This window comes from Archangium primigenium (genome assembly GCF_016904885.1).
Lineage (GTDB): Bacteria > Myxococcota > Myxococcia > Myxococcales > Myxococcaceae > Cystobacter > Cystobacter primigenius.
This window is the reverse complement of sequence record NZ_JADWYI010000001.1, coordinates 6523664-6541414: the sequence shown is the minus strand read 5'-3', so window position 1 is coordinate 6541414 and position 17751 is coordinate 6523664. Positions and strand designations below refer to the sequence as shown.

Here is a 17751-nt window from a genome sequence, read left to right as displayed (position 1 = left end):
AATGAAAGCCGAGAAGTTCCGCATCCCCAAGAATCAGGAGAAGACCCGAATGAATCCCTTCAAGTTCCGGCGGTCGAACGCCTCGGTCCAGGGCGGCGTGGGCGCCGCGGTCTCGGCGATGATGTTCCTGCTGCCCGGCGCCGCCTCGGCGTTCTGCATCTACAACCAGACGGGGGGCACCGCGAACGCGCGGGTGTCGCAGGGCAACTTCTCGGCGAACATCGGCGGCGGCGGGGGCAACGCCTGCTGTCACTGGAGCGACACGAGCTGCAACCCCTCCGGTTCGCAGGACGCCATGCTCAGCGCGCAGATCGAGCTGGGCTCCTTCAACTGCGTGGTGTCCTTGCAGGCCGGAGGCTACGCGCAGATCGAGCAGGAGGATCGCTCCGCCCTGGGCGTGGGGCCCAACTACTTCTGCAACTCGTACGACAAGAACCACCAGCGGGTGAGCTCGGCCAACACCTATGGGCTTGGGGCCACGACGCGCGACGTGCGGTTCCTCGCGACGGCCGATCCCCAGTACGACAACGGCTCCCCCAACGCCGAGGCGAATCAGACGCTGAGCACCATGGTGAACCAGCTGCGCTCCAGCGGGCAGCAGGTGCGCGGCATCCTGATCGCGGGCGACCTGACCCAGAACACCCGGACCAAGGACGAGTTCAGCTGGTACAAGAACGCCCTGAGCGGCTACTCGCGCTTCATCTATGACGGCCTGGGCAACCACGACGTGGTCGAGCCCACCCTCTGGCAGAAGGCGGCCTGCGACTTCGGTGACAGCGCGTGCGTGGATCCCGGGGCGCTGCGCTCGGACATCGCCGACCGCAAGCGCTCCACGGTGAAGACGTTCGGCATGGGGCCGCACTACTCCTGGGACTGGCAGGACGTGCACTTCGTGCAGCTCAACCTCTATCCGGGCAACGGCACGGTGCCCGAGCAGTTCTCGCAGTCCTCGCCCGACAACAGCCTCGCCTTCCTGCAGTTGGATCTGGCCATGTTCGTGGGCGCGTCGGGGCGGCCCGTGGTGCTCATGCACCACTACGGCTTCGACTCCTTCTCCATCGGCGAGGACGGCGAGAAGTGGTGGACGGAGGCGCAGCGCACCGCCTACTGGGACGCCATCGCGGCCTACAACGTCGTGGGCATCTTCACGGGGCACAAACACCTGGAGGCCTCGGAAAACTACAAGGTCCCCTTCCACCGGCCCGCCAACCGCGTGTCCGGCCCGGAGTTCATTCCGACCTTCGTGTCGGGTGCCGCCAAGAATGGCGCCTACCTGGATGCGCAGTTCACCCAGGACGCGCTCCAGGTGACGCGCCGGGATCAGAACGGCACGGCCCAGCCCGGCCTCGCGCGCTACGGCCTGCGCGCCAACCTGGCCCTGCGCAAGCCCGCGAGCCAGGCGTCCACCGCGTACGGCGGTGACGCGGCCCGGGCGGTGGATGGCCGGCTCGATGGGGCCTTCAACAACGGCTCGGTCACCCACACCTCGGACAGCGGCGTCCAGCCGTGGTGGCAGGTCGACCTGCAGTCCGCGCAGCGCATCGGGGAGGTGGTGCTCCACAACCGGACGGATTGCTGCTCGGATCGCCTGAGCAACTTCAGCGTGCTGGTGTCCGAGAACGGCGCCTCGTGGACGACGGCCGTCGTGCACCCGGGCACCGCGGGCGGCTATGTGACGCTCCCCGTCAACCGCGTCGCGCGCTACGTCAAGGTCCAGCTCAATGGCGCGGGCGTGCTCAGCCTCGCCGAGGTCCAGGTCTTCCCCCAGCGCAACCTCGCGGCCGGCAAGCAGGCCTGGCAGTCCTCGACCTATCACTCCGGCGGCGGGGCCATGCTCGCGGTGGATGGCTCGCGGGACGGCAACTACTTCAACGGCTCGGTCTCCCACACCGCGGAGAGCGGCGATGTCCGGCCGTGGTGGCAGGTGGACCTGAGGTCCGTGCGCGCGGTGGGGGACGTGGTGGTCTACAACCGCACCGACTGCTGCTCGGCGCGTCTGGGCAACTTCACCGTCGAGGTCTCCGACGACGACAAGACGTGGACGGTGGCGGCCACCCACTCGGGCACGGTGGGCACCCAGGCGACGATCGCCGTCAACCGCAACGCGCGCTTCGTGCGGCTGCGGATGCAGGACGCCACGCCGCTGTCCCTGGCCGAGGTCGAGGTGTTCGCGCGGCCGTAGGCGGTGACGTCGGGCCCCCCTGAGGCCCGGGGGGCGGGGCGCGGCGGCGGGGGCGGTGGCACCTGCCCTATGCTGCCGCGCCATGAGTGCTTCGACGGAGCACGCCATCGTCTATGGCGGCAGCATGGTGGGGCTGGTGACCGCGGGGGTGTTGTCCCGCCACTTCGCGCGGGTGACGCTGGTGGAGCGGGACGTGTACGGGGACGCGCTCCAGCCGCGCAAGGGCGTGCCCCAGGCGCGGCTCAACCACGCCCTGCTCACGCGGGGCATGCGCGTCTTCCAGGAGATCTTCCCCGCGCTGGAGCAGCGGCTGGTGGAGGCGGGCGGGCCGCGCTTCGACATGGGGTCGGACCAGGGCTGGTTCGCCCATGGCGGTTGGCGGCCCCGGGTGGACTGTGGGCTGCGCGCCTTCAGCGTGAGCCGGCTCCTCCTGGAGTCCGTGGTGCGCGAGCAGCTCCGGGCCATCCCCCACGTGCGGATCCTCGACGGCCGCGAGGTGACGGGCTTCCTGACGCGCCCGGAGCGCGCGCGGGTGACGGGGGTGCGGCTGCGAGCCCCCGGGGGAGGCGAGGAGGAGGCGCTGGAGGGGGCGCTGGTGGTGGACTGCACGGGGCGCGGCTCGCGCACGCCCCAGTGGCTGGAGGCGCTGGGCCAGCCGCGCGTGGAGGAGACGGCCATCCGCGTGAACACCGTCTACGCCTGTCGCCTCTACCGCAAGCCCGAGGGCTTCGCGCCGGGGTGGAGCAACCTCACGCTCGCGCCCCAGATGCCCCGGGAGCGGGCGCTCGGCATCATCCAGGAGATCGAGGGCGGGCGCTGGCAGGTGCTCCTGGGCGGCTGGCTGGGCGAGGGCCCCGAGGCGGACGACGCGTCCTTCCTCGCGTTCGCCCGGGGGCTTGCCCAGCCCCACCTGTACGAGGCCATCCGCGAGGCCGAGCCCCTGGGGCCCATCCACCGCTACGCGTTCGCCCACAACCAGTGGCGCCACTACGAGAAGCTCGCGCGCATGCCGGAGGGGCTCGCCGTGGCGGGGGATGCCTTCTGCTCGTTCAACCCCATCTACGGCCAGGGCATGACGACGGGGGCCCTGCAGGCGGAGCTCCTCGGCCAGTGCGTGCGCGAGGGCCTCGCCGGGGTGGGGCGGCGCTACCACCAGCGCGCGGGAAAGATGCTCCAGGGGCCCTGGGGCATGGCCACCTCGGGCGACCTGCGCTTTCCCGAGGTCGAGGGCCGACGCCCGCCCGGGTTCGGGCTGATGAACTGGTACGGGGACCGCTTCCAGCGGCTCGCGGGCCACGACGCCGAGGCCCTGCGCACGCTCGTGCGGGTGGTCCACATGCTCGAGGCGCCCTCGGCGCTCATGTCGCCGCGCCTGCTGCTCAAGGCGCTGACGGCCTCGCCGCCCGCGGTCCTCCCGGCGGGCCCCGTGCCCCTGTGTGCCCCGCGGCGCGCGCTGACCGGGGCGTGAGGCGTGGGGGCTACAGGCCGCCGAGCGTCATGGAGCGCTGCCGGCGGCTGAGCACCTTGACGGGCTGGATGGCCATGACGCGCATGAAGACCTGGAGCAGCTCCGGATCGAACTTGTTGCGCATCTCCGTCCACATGAGCATCAGCGCCACCTCGGGGCCGTAAGCATCACGGTAGGGGCGCTTGGAGGTGAGCGCGTCGTAGGCGGCGCAGATGGCGATGATCTTCGCGTAGGCCCCCAGGTTCGTCTTGGGGATGATCATCTGGATGTCGCCCTGGGCGTCGCGCACGGCGGTGCCGAAGTCCGCCTTGTGCTCGAACGTGGTCACCACGCGCAAGAGCGTGGAGCGCGAGAAGCCCTTCTCCATGAGGATGTTGCGGATGGAGATGAGGGGCGCCTTCTGGATGAGGGCCTTCTCCTCGGCGCTCAGCGCGCCGCGCTTGGTGGACAGCTCCTCGGGGATGGTGGCCATGCCCGCGTCGTGGAAGAGCGCGATGTAGCCCAGGTCGCGCAGCTGCGGCTTGGTGAGCCCCAGCTCCTGGCCGAACACGATGCTCATCAGGCACACGTTCACCTGGTGGTACACGAGATAGTCGATCTCGCGCTTCATCGTGGTCATGCCCAGGAAGTGCGTCTTCTGCTCGTAGGAGATGTCCACGAAGTCCTGCACGAGCCGCAGCGCGCGCGAGGTGTTGAGCGGTTTGCCCGCCTGGACGGACTCCAGGTACTTGGTGAGGAAGAAGACCGCGCGGGCGTAGACCGTCATCGCGTACTTCTTGCGGTCCACCTTCTGGTCGTTCTTGTCCTCGTGCTCGTCCTTGCTCATCTTCTCGCGCAGGCGCGAGAACTTGGCCACCTTCATGTTGAGCAGCTTGCGGCCCGCCAGCCCGTCCTCCTCGGCCGAGCCCGTCTGCTCCTTGCTGAAGATCCAGATGAAGTTCTTGAGCTCGGGCACCGTGATGGCGCGCGTGAGCGAGATGCCGCCCACGTCCTTGGCGCGCATCTCCCCGAGCAGGTAGCGCTGGTTGTCGATGGAGTTGAGGTCCACCTTCACCAGCATGTTGTTGAGGTAGAAGGACTCCTTGACGCCCACCAGCTCCAGGCGGCCTTCCTTGGAGATGATCTGGTTGATGACGTCCTGGAGCTGCAAGAGGGGCTTCTCGAAGACGGCGTTCTCCGGGTCGTACATCTTCACCGATCGGATGAGCATGTAGAGGCCCGAGACGAGTCCGCGCGCGAGCGTCTGCAGCTTCTCCGAGTAGGCGCGGCCCACCTCGTTGATGTTCTCGCCCGCGGTCTGGGCCTGCGCCTGGACTTTCAGGTTGTCCGCCATGGTGCTCAGGCCTCCTCGCCCGGGGTGGTCTCACCGAACAACGTCTTCTTCGTCTGGTACATCGCCTTGCGCGCGGCCGTCAGCACCTCGACGGGCTGGGCCTTGTCCTCCACCACGCCCTGCAGCGCCTTGAAGGAGGGGATGGAGCAGGCGCCGGCCAGACCCGCCACGGCCAGCAGCTTGTCCTCCAGCACCTTCTTCTTGTTGAGCAGGGTGGGCTTCACCGCGAGCGTCTGCAGCATCAGGGACACGGCCCCGGGCAGCGCCGTGGCGCCCAGGGCCACGTAGTAGGCCGTGCGCTCCTCGAAGGCCTTCTTGTCGAAGCCCGCGTCGCGGATCATCCGCACCAGATCCACGTAGGCCTTGTCCCGGTCGAACTCGGGCAGCAGCCGCGCGGCGAGGATGCGCACCTGGGGGGCGGCGTCGTTGAGCGCCTCGGTGATGAGCTTGCGCGCCTCGGGGGTGCGGCCCCGGGCGATGATGTTCATCACCTCCAGCTTCACCGCGAGGTTCTTGTTGAGCATCACCAGGCCGAACATCTTCACCCGGTCCGGATGGTTGCTCTTCTCCAGGATGTAGACCATGTCGCGCACGGTCTGCGGTCGTTCCGACTCGAGCCGCTGCACGAACGGGTGGGGCGTGTCCTGGGCGAAGCGCGCGAGCGCGTCGCACATGAGCATGCGGTTCTCGGAGATCTCGATCGTCTCCAGGGCGTTGAGCAGGGCGAACACCGCCGAGGGATCCAACGCCTGGAGGTAGCGCGTGATGTCCACCGGGTTCTTGGGCCGCGTCGTCTTGAGCGTCTCGGCCATGCGGATGACGCGCTGCTCGTCCCCCATCTTCAGCGTGAAGTAGGACACCAGCCGGTCCAGGTGGTGCGTGGTGTCACGCTGGGCCATGGCCTTGAGCTTGAGCAGCATCTGGTTGATGGTGCCGAAGTCGTCCTGGATGAGCATGGCGTCGAGCAGCTGCACGAAGACCTCCTCGAGCAGCTCCATGTCATCCACGCCCCCCTCGATGACGAGGAAGATGGCGCTCACCAGCTTGGGAAACAGGCGCGAGCCCTCCTCCTCGGAGATCTCCCGCTGCAGCCGGGACTTGAGGTCGTCCGAGGCGTAGTTGCCCGCCACGACGAGGCCGCGCATCTGCTCCACGCCGTCCAGCTTGGAGTCCAGGTCCTCGGTGTTCAGGCGCGCGAAGCGCAGGAAGTCGTCCGAGCTCGTCTTGAGGCGCGAGTAGAGGTAGCCGACCACCCGGTCGACCTCGACCTCGACCTCCTGCTCGCCCATCTCGTCCATCCGGAAGCCCTCGACGACCACGTACTCGAGGTGCTCCAGGCCCGAGCGCCACAGCTGCGAGAGCACGTCCTCGGCGCCGCGCTCGGGCTCGGACAGGGCGATGAGGGTGAAGGTGACGAGCTCCTCCAGTTGCAGCCCCGCGCGCAGGATGAGCTGGCGGATGCCGTCGCGGAAGAACTTGTAGGGCAGGGGCGTGTCCTCGGTGAAGAGGGGCTCGCCCTGGAACATGAAGTTCTGCTGCTCGACCTTGATGTACAGCGGCCCGTGCTTGTCCGTGTGCGCCCGGAGCGCCTCGTGCGCGCGGGTGAGGAACTCGGGGAACTTCGCCTCGTTGTGCCGGTACATGCCGATCTGCTTGATGCCCTTGAGCAACTGGAAGGCGAAGTTGCGCGCGGATTCCACCCGCTCCTGGGCGGCGGGATCCGCCACGGGGGCCGCGGCAGCGGCGCTGTCGGTCTGTACCTGGGCCATGAAGTCCTGAGGGCTGCGGGTGGGGGATGGGGGAGGCCCAGTCTACCCCGATTTCTCCCGTCCAGCCTCTCTCCCAAAGGACCCGGCGGCCCGCCTTGTCGTCAGGCCTTCCTGGGAAGTCGGGTTTCGGGCGCCGGGGGTGCACGCCAAGTCACGGCTCCAGGGACGTGGCGTCCGGCGCCCCGGTGGTGCCTCCATCCACGCTCCCTGTCCCGGCATCGAACGGCATCGAGGAGGCCCCCAGCGCGTTCTCGGGTCCCTCGGGGGCGGGTTGAAACGCCTCCAGCCGCTCGATGACGAGCACTCCGGGCATGTCTACGGGCTCCGTGACGACCTTCAGGACGCCACTGTCGGGTGCATCCAGGTGACTGGGATCGGGAAGCACGCCAGGCTCCGTGACGACGGTGACGGTTCCCCCGTCGGAAGTGCCAAGACGCCAGACCGTGTGATCGTCGTCGACCCCGTCGATCATGCGACGGAGGATGCGTCCATCCGTGTGGATCGCGTACTTCGCGCCCGAGTGGATGGGGCGGAGGGTGTCATCGCCACAGCGAGCGAAGTCCTCGTTCACGTAGACGAAGATGATGTTGTCTCGACGGGTGAACCGGTAGTCGAGGGAGTCGAGTCGGGTCGAGCAGGACGAAGGCGCGACGCCCAAGGGGAGGTAGTCGTTGCCGGCGATCATGAGTGCCTGAAGCACGTCACCCTCCAGGTCATACGTGGCTTGCCGCGCATCCACCTCGACAAGCGCCCGGCCGATCGATAGCGGGAAGATGACCGACGTGTCGTTCTCCGTCGGAGCAATGAACCGTTGGGGCATCCGGACGCAACTCACGAGCACGAGGGCGCCCGCGAAGATCAACGCTCTGGAGGACATGAGGCGCCTGCGTGCAAGGGGGGATGGAGACGGCAAGCACTACCGCTCGTCGATGTGGTACCGACGGTCATCCAGCCATTGGACGATGCCATGAGCCGTCTTCCTCCATTCGCCCTGACGCTGAGTCCATGTCATGAGTTCGCGCGTCGCGGGAATGTATTGATGGAACCCATTTCAGGTGGGCGTGCCGGGATCGGACCTTACGGGCTTGGGTTTGGGCTTCCCCAGCATGGACTTCCGCGGCTCGCTCGATGGATTGAAGATCTCGAGCTGACATGCTCATCATCAAGCACGGCGGCTATAACTCCACGCTCGTAGGTGAGCGAGGCGACTCGCGCACCGGTACGTAGCACCGGCCCCCGTGCTCGTAGAACTGGCCGCACGGGGGCCTTCGTACGACACCCATCCAGCAGCCGCCGTTGATGTTCACCTCTCCGGACGGCTCTGGCGCGCACGGCGGGGCCTGCTGCTTGTCGAGGCGCCTCGACGGCATGGGGACCGCGACGCCACCGCCCCCGTCACGGGTCAGCCAGTCAGTCGGCGGTTCCTCCAGCAGTAGGCGGGTGGGGGGAGGCGCGGACGCACTGGGGCGCTCGACACGGGCTACGACAAACGTCACGGACAGGACCACGGCCAGTAGGCCGAGCACGCGTGGGGGCCACACGCTGAGCCACCAGGGCACCCAGCAAGCCGACAGAGCGCGCGGGGCTATGAGCCGGATCATCTGCCGGACACGCACCACGTCCCGCCCAGGCGCTCGCTCACGACGCCGGGCAATCTGGCAGGCCACGAGTATCGGCCCGAGGAGACCCGTCTTGTGCGAGACCTCCAGCGAGAAGAGGAAGATTGCCGCCTTGGAAATCCCCTGTTGCCTGGCGCTGAGAAATGCGCGTGCCCACTGCCGCCTGTTTCGTTGGGTCATAGCTGCGTAGGTGACTTAGCGCGTGGTGTTGTGGTTCGTCCAGAGTCCGCACGGACGGACGAGACCATGCACCAAGGGCGTGGAACTGATCCACGTCAGCGGCTCTCCCGTACTTTGTGTGCACGATGCGGTTGGTGGACTAGAGTGGCTGCGTTTGGGAGAGGGGCTACTCAGCGGAGTCGGTGCTGGACGACACGGAGTTGGTGGGGCGGCTGCGCTACATCCTCGCCTATACGGTGAGGGAGGGTCTGGTGAAGAGGAACGCCGAATGGTCGGGCCTCATGTGTCTGCCGTAGTTACTGGGACTAGCGAGACGGCTGTTCCGGTGGTTTCACAGGTCTTGGGTCACGGACGCGTCATCCACACGACTCCTTTGATGTCTTCCACTGAGCCGTGAGGCTGGAGGTACTCATGCAGTGGCGTTCCAGCAGCGAAGTCCAGGTTTCGTGGGCCTGCATCTCGGAGGATAGAGAACTTCGGAGCATCCACATCTCCGACACTCCGGAGTCCCTTTCCGAGCGTCGCAAGTGCCGGTATGTGTGTTACGGGTGCGGAGACCGGCTTATCGTCCATAAGCGCACACAGAAGGCGGACTCCTTCGTCCACGAGGCTGCCCCCAACTGCCCACTGACCTCAGTCGATGGATCAGAGGCTATCCATCTCAACGCGTTACTGCATTTGAAGCACTTCCTCGATAAGGGGGTTGCGCGCGTGGCAACGCTTACCGTCGCAGCTCCATGCCCGCGCTGCGTGGAATCACAGGCACAAAGTGTCGCTCGTATCCCCGCGCTACGGCTAACCTTCCAGCCCGGGGATCGCGTGGTCATGCGCGAGCGAGGAGTGGGGACGCAACAACCTGATATCCGCATCTTGCGCGGCTCCCAGATGCTGTTAGTGCTGGATATCTTCGCCCAGCAGCCCTGTATGAATGAAAGCTGGGTTTCGCGGGACATCTTTGGAGCCCCCGTGGTTGAGGTAAGCGCCCGTGACATTTTGGGGCGCCAGGACGGCGGGCACGGAGAGCGGTGGACATCCGAGCTGCCTCTGCTCGCGCACAGGACCCGGCAGTTGAAGATTCCCGACTGCAAGGTGCCCCACAGGTCAGAGCCGCTACCTGCGGGCACGTCATCGCGTGAACCTGCCCTGCCCGTCGGGCAATCGTTGCCTCCCGTGCCAATACGCCCCCTTCCTCCCATTGCAAGTCGCCCGCCAGTGACACCGGCCTCATTACCCGGCGGTCTGATAGAGTTTCGCCTGAACTTCTTCGTGAAAGGTCAAGGGCGGAGGGCTTTCTATTGTCTGGTCTGGGTGCCGGACGGTGATGGTGGTCATGGCGAGTTGAGAGAGTTAGATTCCAACGCAACCAAGCCATATTCAAGAAAACTCATGCATCGCTATGATGCCTGTCTTTCAGGGGAGATGCTCAAGGCAGCCGCGAAGGCGGACGTCGAGAAGCTGAAGGAACGATTTCGCCGAGAACGCGGGGCGCAAGATTTTACCCTCAAAGAGATTCCTCTGACAGGTGTCGTAACGGATTTTAGTTAAATGTTCTTAACGCAAGTCCCAGTTGAACTGAGGAAAGGCAGCGGCGAAACTAGGCGGACAGCTTGGACAGGGGCATCGCGGCGCGGAGCCGCCGCACAGCCCGAGCCAGTTCGGCCAGAGCACGAGGCCCGAGTCTGCCGGGGTGGCGCTTGAGGTTCGCCACAGTTCGATGGGGTTGAAGTCCGGGCTGTATGTGGGCAGGTACACTACGCGGGCGCCCACCGCGTCAATCGCCTGGCGCACGCCGCGCACCATGTGTGCGCTTAGGTTGTCCATCAGGACGATGGGCATGACCCGCTGACGTGGCTATCCTGCGGTTTGTGTGCATCCCGCGTGCGGTTGGCCGGTTGCCCGAGAGCGCCTGCCTGCTTGCCTTTTCGAAGCACATGAAGTGCGGGAGAGCCACGTCAGCGGGCCAAGCTCAAGCGGCTGGAGTTGACGGACAAGACGGCCATCTATTGGCTCGGGCCGAACGTCACGCTCAGGGGCTGTACGCTGATTCTCGGCGTTTCGGCGCGGTGGCTTCACCTGGTGTCGGGGAAGCTGATCGACTGTACCCTCCAGGCGAAGGGCGAACTGAAGACGCTGCCTTGGACGTCCCTGGGGTTGAAGGGATGCAGCTTCAAGGGACGCTTCAGCGGAAACGATTTCGGTTTCCGCGTGGAGGGGGACGACACGCGGACGCACGGCGGCATCGAGGACTGCGACTTCTCGGAAGCCCGCCTCAATGGCTGCCGCTTCTTCAACTGCGACATGCGCACCATTCACCTTCCGCGCTGGCCGTGCTTCACCTTCATGGACCCCATCGGGCGCGCGGAGGAACTGGCTCGCCGAGAGTGGCCCGGTCAAGTCGGGCTCCTCGTTGAAGGACTCGCGAAGAATCCCAAGGGCACGGTCGCGGAAACGTGGCACGCGCCCTCCATGGCCGAGAAGATGGACACGACGGTCGAGGCGTTGCGTGTGGCGCTGGAGCGGGCGCCTGGGATCTTCATGTAGCGCCTGGCTCTTGCCAGGGCGGCAATGACGGGACCGTGGGCGTGTTCAGGCCCGCCGCCGCAGGGCGGTGACGAGCAGCCCCAGGGTGAGCGCGGTGAAGACGGCCAGGCCCCAGGCATCCGACTCCTGGAAGAGGTGCGCGAGCGCCGTGTCCCCCAGCCAGCCGGGGATGTCCAGGGCGCGGGTCCAGGCCCCATTGCTCGCGATCTCCACGCCCGCGATGAGCACGCCCGCGATGGCGCCGCCGGCGATGTAGCCCGAGGACAGGAGGCTGCCCGGGGAGAAGTCGGACTCGCTCTCCGTTCCAGCGGTGGCGCCACCCCGGGCCCGGTCCGCGAGCGCGCGCACCAGGCCGCCCACGAAGATGGGCGCGCTGCTGGACAAGGGCAGGTACACGCCCACCGCGAAGGGCAGCGAGGACACCCCGCACAGCTCCAGCATCAGCGAGATGAAGACGCCCACCAGCACCAGGTCCCACGGCAGCTTGTGCGTGAGGATGCCGTCGATGATGAGCGCGAAGAGCTGCGCCTTGGGCGCCGGGTAGCGGGTGAGCGGCTGGCCCTCGTAGCTGGTGACGCGGCCGCCAATGCCGGGGTCCACCACGTATTGGATGCGCTCGGCCTCGTCCACCAGGTAGGTGCCCGGCGGCACCGAGGTGTCGGCGCCCCGCACGTGCCCCACGCGCCAGACGCGCTCGGGCGCCTGGCGCACCGCGCCCAGCGCCGCCACCTTCACGCTCTCGCCCGAGGGCAGGCGCACGTCCGTGTCCGCGACGTCCTCCACCCGCAGCGGCGTCCAGCCGCGCAGCTCCCACCCGTTGGGCGCCGCGCCCAGCTCCAGGCCCTGCCGCCACAAGGGGCCCTTGAGCTGCTCGGCCGTCACGCCCCGCGCCGCCAGGGACTCGGCCGACACCGCCCAGGGGTAGCGCTGCTGCGTGCGCGTCGCCTCCGTCAGCACGCTCACGCGCTCGCCCGGGTGGGGCTCGGGGAGGATGGCCGTGGCGCCCCGGTTGAGCACCACCAGCACGCCGCCGATGAACAGCGAGCTGGTGAGCACGCCCACGAAGAGCGCCACCTGCTGGCTCCTCGGGGTGCCGCCCACGAGGAACGCCGTCTTGAGATCCTGCGCCGTGGTGCCGCCGTTGGACGCCGCGATGCCCACGATGGCCGCCGTGGTGAGCGCCATGAAGCGATCCTCGGCGCTCGTCCAGCCGAGCAGCAGGTAGACGAGGCACGTGAACAGCAGCGTCGCCACCACCATGCCGGAGATGGGGTTGGACGAGGAGCCGATCTCCCCGGTGACGCGCGCGCTCACCGTCACGAAGAAGAAGCCACACACGACGATGAGCAGCGCGGACAGCAGGTTGATGTGCAGGGGCGGGGCCCACCACATGGCGAGCACCAGCAGGGCGCTGCCCACGAGCACCACGCTCAGGGGCAAATCGCGCTCGGTGCGGGGCAGGTGGAGCACGTCCGTCCGGGCGCGGCGCGAGGCCCGGAGCGTGGCGAGGCCCCCCCGGAAGGCGCGCAGCAGCGTGGGCAGCGAGCGCACGAGGCTCACCAGGCCGCCCGTGGCCACCGCGCCCGCGCCGATGTAGAGCACGTACGCGTCGCGCACCGTGTCCGGATCCATGTCCCGGATGAGCTGGCCGTCCGGCCGCAACAAGGGCGTGTCCAGGCCCGCGCCGATGAAGGTGATGAGGGGGATGAGGATGAGGTAGCTGAGCACGCCGCCCGCGAAGGTGATGCCCGCCACCTTGGGGCCGATGATGTAGCCCACGCCCAACAGCTCCGGACTCACCTCCAGGGACAGCGAGCCGCCCGCGTAGCCCACGCGCTGGCTCACGCCCGCCGCCGTGGTGCGCACCCAGCTCAGGGGCATGCCCACCACCTCCTTGAACAGGCGCAGCCCCGCGTAGGCGAACTTGTAGAGCCCCCCCACCGCGAAGCCCCAGAGGATGGTGCGCGCGCTCGTTCCGCCCGACTCGCCCGCGATGAGCACGTCCGCCGCCGCGGTGCCCTCGGGGTAGGTGAGCGTGCCGTGCTCCTGGACGATGAGCCCCTCGCGCAAGGGGATCATCATCAGCACCCCCAGCACGCCGCCGAGCGCCGACACCAGGAAGGCATGCCACAGGTCGATGTCGTAGCCGAGCAGCAGCAGGGCCGGCAGCGCCGCCGCCACGCCGAACGCCAGCGACTCGCCCGCCGAGCCCACCGTCTGCACGATGGTGTTCTCCAGCACGCTCGAGCGGCCCCACGCGCGGAAGATGGCGATGGACAGCACCGCCACCGGGATGGAGGCGGACACCGTCAGGCCAACCTTCACCGACATGAAGACCGACGCGGCGCCGAACACGATGCCCAGCACCGAGCCCAGCACGAGCCCCCGCGGCGTCAGCTCGGCGGGAGATTCAGTGGCGGGCACATGGGGCACGGGGGGCGGGGAGTGGCTCACCCGCGCCCTTGTAGCAGACTACTGCACCGCCTCGGTCGCCTCGGGGTCCACCTCGGCCATCAGCGCCGCCAGCTCCGACTTGAGCTTGTCCTTGGCGCGGATCTCCAGCTGGCGCGCGCGCTCGCGCGAGAAGCCGAAGTGCTCGCCCAGCTCCTTGAGCGTCATGGGGCGCTCGTTCATCACGCGCTGCTCGATGATGAAGCGCTCGCGGGGATCCAACCGCATGAGCGCCGTGCGCACCCGCGTGTTGATGAGGCCCGTCTCCTCCTTGTCGGCGAACTCGGCGTCCTGCGGCGCGGTCTCGCTCGCCACGAAGTCCACGTGGCTGTTGCCCCCGTCCTCGCCCATGGGCGCGTCCAGCGACAGATCCCGCCCGCCCATGCGCTGCTCCATCTCGCGCACCTCGGTGGCCTTCACGTTGAGCTTGCGGGCGATCTCGTCCACGTTGACCACCGAGCCGTCCAGCGTGCCGAACTTCTCCAGTTCGCGCCGCGTGCGGGCCAGCGAGAAGAAGAGCTTGCGCTGGGCCTGGGTGGTCCCGAGCTTCACGAGGCTCCAGCTCTTGAGGATGTAGTTCTGGATGTACGCGCGGATCCACCACACCGCGTACGAGATGAGGCGGATGCCCTTGTCGGGATCGAACTTCTGCACCGCCTTCATCAGGCCGATGTTCCCCTCCTGGATGAGGTCGGACATCTTGATGCCGTAGGAGCGGTACTCGTAGGCGACCTTCACGACGAAGCGCAGATTGGAGGTCACCAGCCGGTGTCCCGCGGCCAGGTCCGCCTGGAGGAAGCGGCGCGCCAGGGCCTGCTCCTCGTCGACCGACAGCAGCGAGTACTGGTTGATCTCCGAGAGGTACATGGCCAGCGAGCCCGAGTTGGACGACTGCTCCGTGGTGAGCTGCATGGGGTGTCTCCCGAGGGCCTCCCGAGCGGAGGCCGATGAAAAGAGGTTGTTCCGCGTTCCCGACCAACAACCACCGGACGCGGGGTGCGTAGAGCAACGTGCGTGCCACACCTTCACGCGAAAATTCGTCAATCCCCACGCACACTTGGCTTGTGGGATAGCCGCGTCCGGGGTGCGCCTCCGTAAGCGTTACAGGGAGGAAAAACCTTTCCGGGCAGCCAAGCCTGTAGGGCACTGGGGATTGTCGCCACCTCGCCTTCCCGCCATCGCTCCCGCCTCCCACAGGGACGGGTAATGGGGGACGGGCGCGATGTCAGGGTCACCGGGTCGGGCCCGCGCGCCCCCTCGGAGGACGAGGGGCGCGGCGGGGGCTCACGACGCCCGGGCGGTGGGACGCTGCGAGGTGTCGAGGGCCTGCTTGAGCTCGGCGAGCAGCCGGGCGCTCTCTCCGGAGGCGAGCGGGCGCTGGCCGAAGCGGGCCTCGAGGTAGCGGCGGGTGAGGGTGGCCAGGAGCGGGGCGAGGGGATGGGCCTCGCGCGACAGGCGCGCCGAGACGTCCTCCAGGGTCTCGCCCTCGCGCGGAGGCAGGCCCGCGCGCGCGAGCAGCCGCTCCACCGCGTCCACGAAGCGCGTGGCCTCCTGGCGGGTCGGGCGCGCCCGGCGTCGGGACAGCACGCGCACCAGGCCGTAGAGGGCGAGGCCCACCGCGGCGGCCGTCACCCAGGCCCGGAAGGGCGGCAGGGCGGAGCGGGCCATGGGCTTGCCACTGGGGTCGCGCGGCGGCCGCGTCAGGCCCCGGACGAAGTCCATCTGATCCCGGAACGAGTAGTCGACCACGGCGTTGCGCCACATGGCCTCCATGGACTCGTAGAGGGAGACGAGCGTCTCGAGCACCTTGGAGGACTGGTTGGTGCGGAAGTCCGCGGGCGTGGCGTCCACGGTGACGAAGCCCCGGCCGGGCACCAGCACGTGCGTCCAGGCGTGCGCGTCACCGGCGCGCACCATGTACTCGTCGCCCACGCGCTCGCCGCCGAAGAAGCCCGTGGCCAGCCGGGACTCGAAGCCCTGGGTGCGCAGCATCACGGTGAGCGCCGTGGCGAAGTGCTCGCAGTGGCCCGCCTTGCGCACGAAGAGGAAGTCGCGCAGCGGATCCGCCACGTCCCCGCCCAGCTCCAGCGTGTACTGGTACTCGCGCTGCAGCCACGCGGACAGCTTCTGGGCCGCGGCCAGGGGATCCTTCTCGTCGCCCACCACCCGCCGCGCCAGCTCCTCCACCCGGGGATCCAACGTCTCCGGCAGCGCCAGGAGCTGGTCCGTCTCCTGCTCGTTCATCTTCCCGGGATCCGTGTCCGTGCCGGGTGGCACGCTGTAGACCTCGTAGGAGTAGCCGAGCCCGTCGTCCACGAAGCGCAGCTCGTCCCCGCCCTGCTCGCGCAGCTGGGTGCGGCGGTCTCCCGTGGCCGTATGCGCCAGCGCGTTGCCCAGCTTGGCGGGCGTCTCCAGGGCGATGAGCGTGCGGCTGCCGTAGGCGGGCAACAGCTCGATGCGCTGGTACACCTGCTTCTCCGCGCCCGGACGCAGCGTCACGCGCGTGCGGTTGCGGCGCGAGGGCGCGCCCAGGGTGGTCCACTCCACGCCATCGAAGGTGTCGTAGGTGCGGCCCACCCAATAGGAGGACAGCCGCTCGGATTGGGGATCGGGCTTGAGGCGCGCGCGCAGCACGACGCGGGGGTTGCTCTTGAGGGTGCCCGAGCCCCCCAGGCGCACGGTGTCGGAGAAGCCGCTGGTGGCGGTGCCCAGGCCCGGGCTGGCGCGGCGCACGCCCATGTTCCAGTTGAGGCGCGGAATGAAGACGAAGAAGGCCATGGCGCCCACCATGGCCACCACGGTGCCCCGGCCCAGCGGGCGCATCACCGCGCGCACCGGCACCGGCTCACCCGCGGGCACCGACGACTCCACCACGGCGAGGCCCAGCGACAGGCACGCGAGCACCGCGAACGCGAGCAGGCACACCGCGAAGAGCAGCTCACCGGAGAGCGCCGCGCCACCGGCGATCATCAACAGGCCCGCGAGCAGCACCTGCCCATCCGTGGCCGGCGAGCTCTGGGACAGCACGCGCTGGCCGGCCACGAGCCCCGCGAAGGAGCAGGCCGCCACCACCAGGTCCATCTGGCCGGCGGCCACGGCCAGGTAGATGGCGCCGGCCACGGGCACGAGCAGGGCGGACGTCAGGCGCGGGTAGCGCGCGAAGGGCCGCTTGCCCCAGAGGCCTACCCCCACCGCCAGCAGCACGAGGCCCAGGGCCCAGAGGGGCACCTGGCCGGACACCGCCATGGAGGCGAACGCCGCCGCGACGCTCAGGTCGCGCAAGAGCAGCCTCAACCGCAGGGGGCGCGTCATGCCGCCTCCTCCTCGCGTTGATCCTCGAAACCCAACCACGCCAGCGCCCGGAGCAGGGCGCGCTCCTGGCCCGTGCCCGCGCCCGGACGCAGCCGCTGGCCGGGCAGCTCCAGGCCCACCTCGTGGCCCGCCTCGAGCAGCCGGTGGGCCTGCTCGGCCACCTCCTCGCACCGCCGATCCAGCGCCTCCGGGGCCAGCCCCGAGGCCACCGAGAGCACGTAGGTGCGGCGCTCCTCGCGCTCGCGCTCCACCTTGAGCAGCCGCTGGGTGGCGGCGCTCTTGAGCCAGTGCACGCGCCGCGTGTCCTCGTGCTCGCCCAGCTCGCGCAGGCCCGCCAGGTCTCCCGTGCCGTCCAGGCGGCGGGGACTCGGGGACTCGCCCACGTGGCCCACCGCGGCGTCCTCCGGAGGACCGCACGCGAAGCCCCGCCGGGGGTAGACCAAGAGCGTGCCCGGCAGCGCGAAGACGCGCGTCTTGGCGAACAGCCCCAGGGGCCACAGGGTGGTGACGCGCACGCCGGACAGCTTCATGGGCCCGCGCCGGGCGGCGGTGAGGTCCGCGCGCACCACGTGCTCGGCGCCCGCGGCCAGGTAGCCCACGCCGCCCTCGCCCGTCAGCGCGCAGTCCACCTCGGCCAGGGTGAGCGCGAAGGCATGCCCCGAGCGGCGGGTGATGCCCCAGCGCAGCGCGAAGGGCTCGCCCGCGAACGCGCCGTCCATGCCCACGCGCCGCACGGCCAGATCCTTGAGGCAGCGCTCGGACAGCACGCCCGAGAGGATGATGATGCTCAGCAGCAGACCGAGCACCAGGTAGAGCAGGTTGTTGCCCGTGTTGAGGGCGCCCAGGCCCACGCCGAACGTCACCACCAGGTAGGTGCGCCCCATGCGCGTCACCTT

General features: G+C 68.6%; 11 protein-coding genes and 1 pseudogene. 4 read left to right on the top strand and 8 right to left on the bottom strand.

Features of this window, described 5'->3' with window-relative positions:
- Positions 1-49 precede the first annotated feature (49 nt).
- Both I3V78_RS26695 and I3V78_RS26690 read left to right on the top strand, forming a co-directional pair.
- Positions 50-2182, top strand: a complete 2133-nt coding sequence (locus tag I3V78_RS26695) for a galactose-binding domain-containing protein (protein ID WP_204491314.1) — start codon at positions 50-52, stop codon at positions 2180-2182.
- 82 nt (positions 2183-2264) lie between these two features.
- The gene (locus I3V78_RS26690) at positions 2265-3650 is read left to right on the top strand and encodes an FAD-dependent oxidoreductase (protein WP_204491312.1); all 1386 of its coding nucleotides are present in this window, start codon (positions 2265-2267) and stop codon (positions 3648-3650) included.
- A gap of 10 nt (positions 3651-3660) precedes the next feature.
- Here the strand turns inward: I3V78_RS26690 and I3V78_RS26685 are convergent, their stop codons facing one another.
- The 3 genes from I3V78_RS26685 to I3V78_RS26675 form a co-directional block, all read right to left on the bottom strand.
- The gene (locus tag I3V78_RS26685) at positions 3661-4983 is read right to left on the bottom strand and encodes an HD-GYP domain-containing protein (protein ID WP_204491310.1); all 1323 of its coding nucleotides are present in this window, start codon (positions 4981-4983) and stop codon (positions 3661-3663) included.
- A 5-nt stretch (positions 4984-4988) separates the two neighbouring features.
- Positions 4989-6752, bottom strand: coding sequence for a HEAT repeat domain-containing protein (locus I3V78_RS26680; RefSeq protein WP_204491308.1), 1764 nt, complete (start codon positions 6750-6752; stop codon positions 4989-4991).
- A gap of 151 nt (positions 6753-6903) precedes the next feature.
- Positions 6904-7572 (bottom strand): hypothetical protein, encoded by a 669-nt coding sequence (locus I3V78_RS26675; RefSeq protein ID WP_204491307.1) that lies wholly within the window; start codon positions 7570-7572, stop codon positions 6904-6906.
- A gap of 1804 nt (positions 7573-9376) precedes the next feature.
- Between I3V78_RS26675 and I3V78_RS26670 the strand changes: the two genes are divergently transcribed.
- Entirely contained in the window at positions 9377-10096 is a 720-nt protein-coding gene (locus tag I3V78_RS26670) for a hypothetical protein (RefSeq protein ID WP_204491305.1), read from the top strand.
- 162 nt (positions 10097-10258) lie between these two features.
- On the opposite strand, the pseudogene I3V78_RS26665 reads toward I3V78_RS26670, so the two are convergent.
- A pseudogene (locus I3V78_RS26665) lies at positions 10259-10381 on the bottom strand (transposase); the annotation flags it as partial.
- 150 nt (positions 10382-10531) lie between these two features.
- On the opposite strand from I3V78_RS26665, the gene I3V78_RS26660 reads away from it, so the two are divergent.
- Complete coding sequence (locus I3V78_RS26660) at positions 10532-11092, top strand: pentapeptide repeat-containing protein (RefSeq protein WP_239576622.1); 561 nt, start codon at positions 10532-10534, stop codon at positions 11090-11092.
- Positions 11093-11137: 45 nt separating this feature from the next.
- Here the strand turns inward: I3V78_RS26660 and I3V78_RS26655 are convergent, their stop codons facing one another.
- The 4 genes from I3V78_RS26655 to I3V78_RS26640 all read right to left on the bottom strand — a co-directional run bounded on the left by I3V78_RS26655 (position 11138) and on the right by I3V78_RS26640 (position 17739).
- Complete coding sequence (locus I3V78_RS26655; RefSeq protein WP_204491303.1) at positions 11138-13546, bottom strand: OPT family oligopeptide transporter; 2409 nt, start codon at positions 13544-13546, stop codon at positions 11138-11140.
- Positions 13547-13564: 18 nt separating this feature from the next.
- Positions 13565-14455, bottom strand: coding sequence for an RNA polymerase factor sigma-32 (locus tag I3V78_RS26650; protein WP_204491301.1), 891 nt, complete (start codon positions 14453-14455; stop codon positions 13565-13567).
- Positions 14456-14827: 372 nt separating this feature from the next.
- Entirely contained in the window at positions 14828-16855 is a 2028-nt protein-coding gene (locus I3V78_RS26645) for a transglutaminase TgpA family protein (protein WP_204491299.1), read from the bottom strand.
- Positions 16852-17739, bottom strand: a complete 888-nt coding sequence (locus I3V78_RS26640) for a DUF58 domain-containing protein (RefSeq protein WP_204496808.1) — start codon at positions 17737-17739, stop codon at positions 16852-16854. Before I3V78_RS26640 ends, I3V78_RS26645 begins: the two co-directional genes overlap by 4 nt.
- Between the last annotated feature and the right edge of the window lie 12 nt (positions 17740-17751).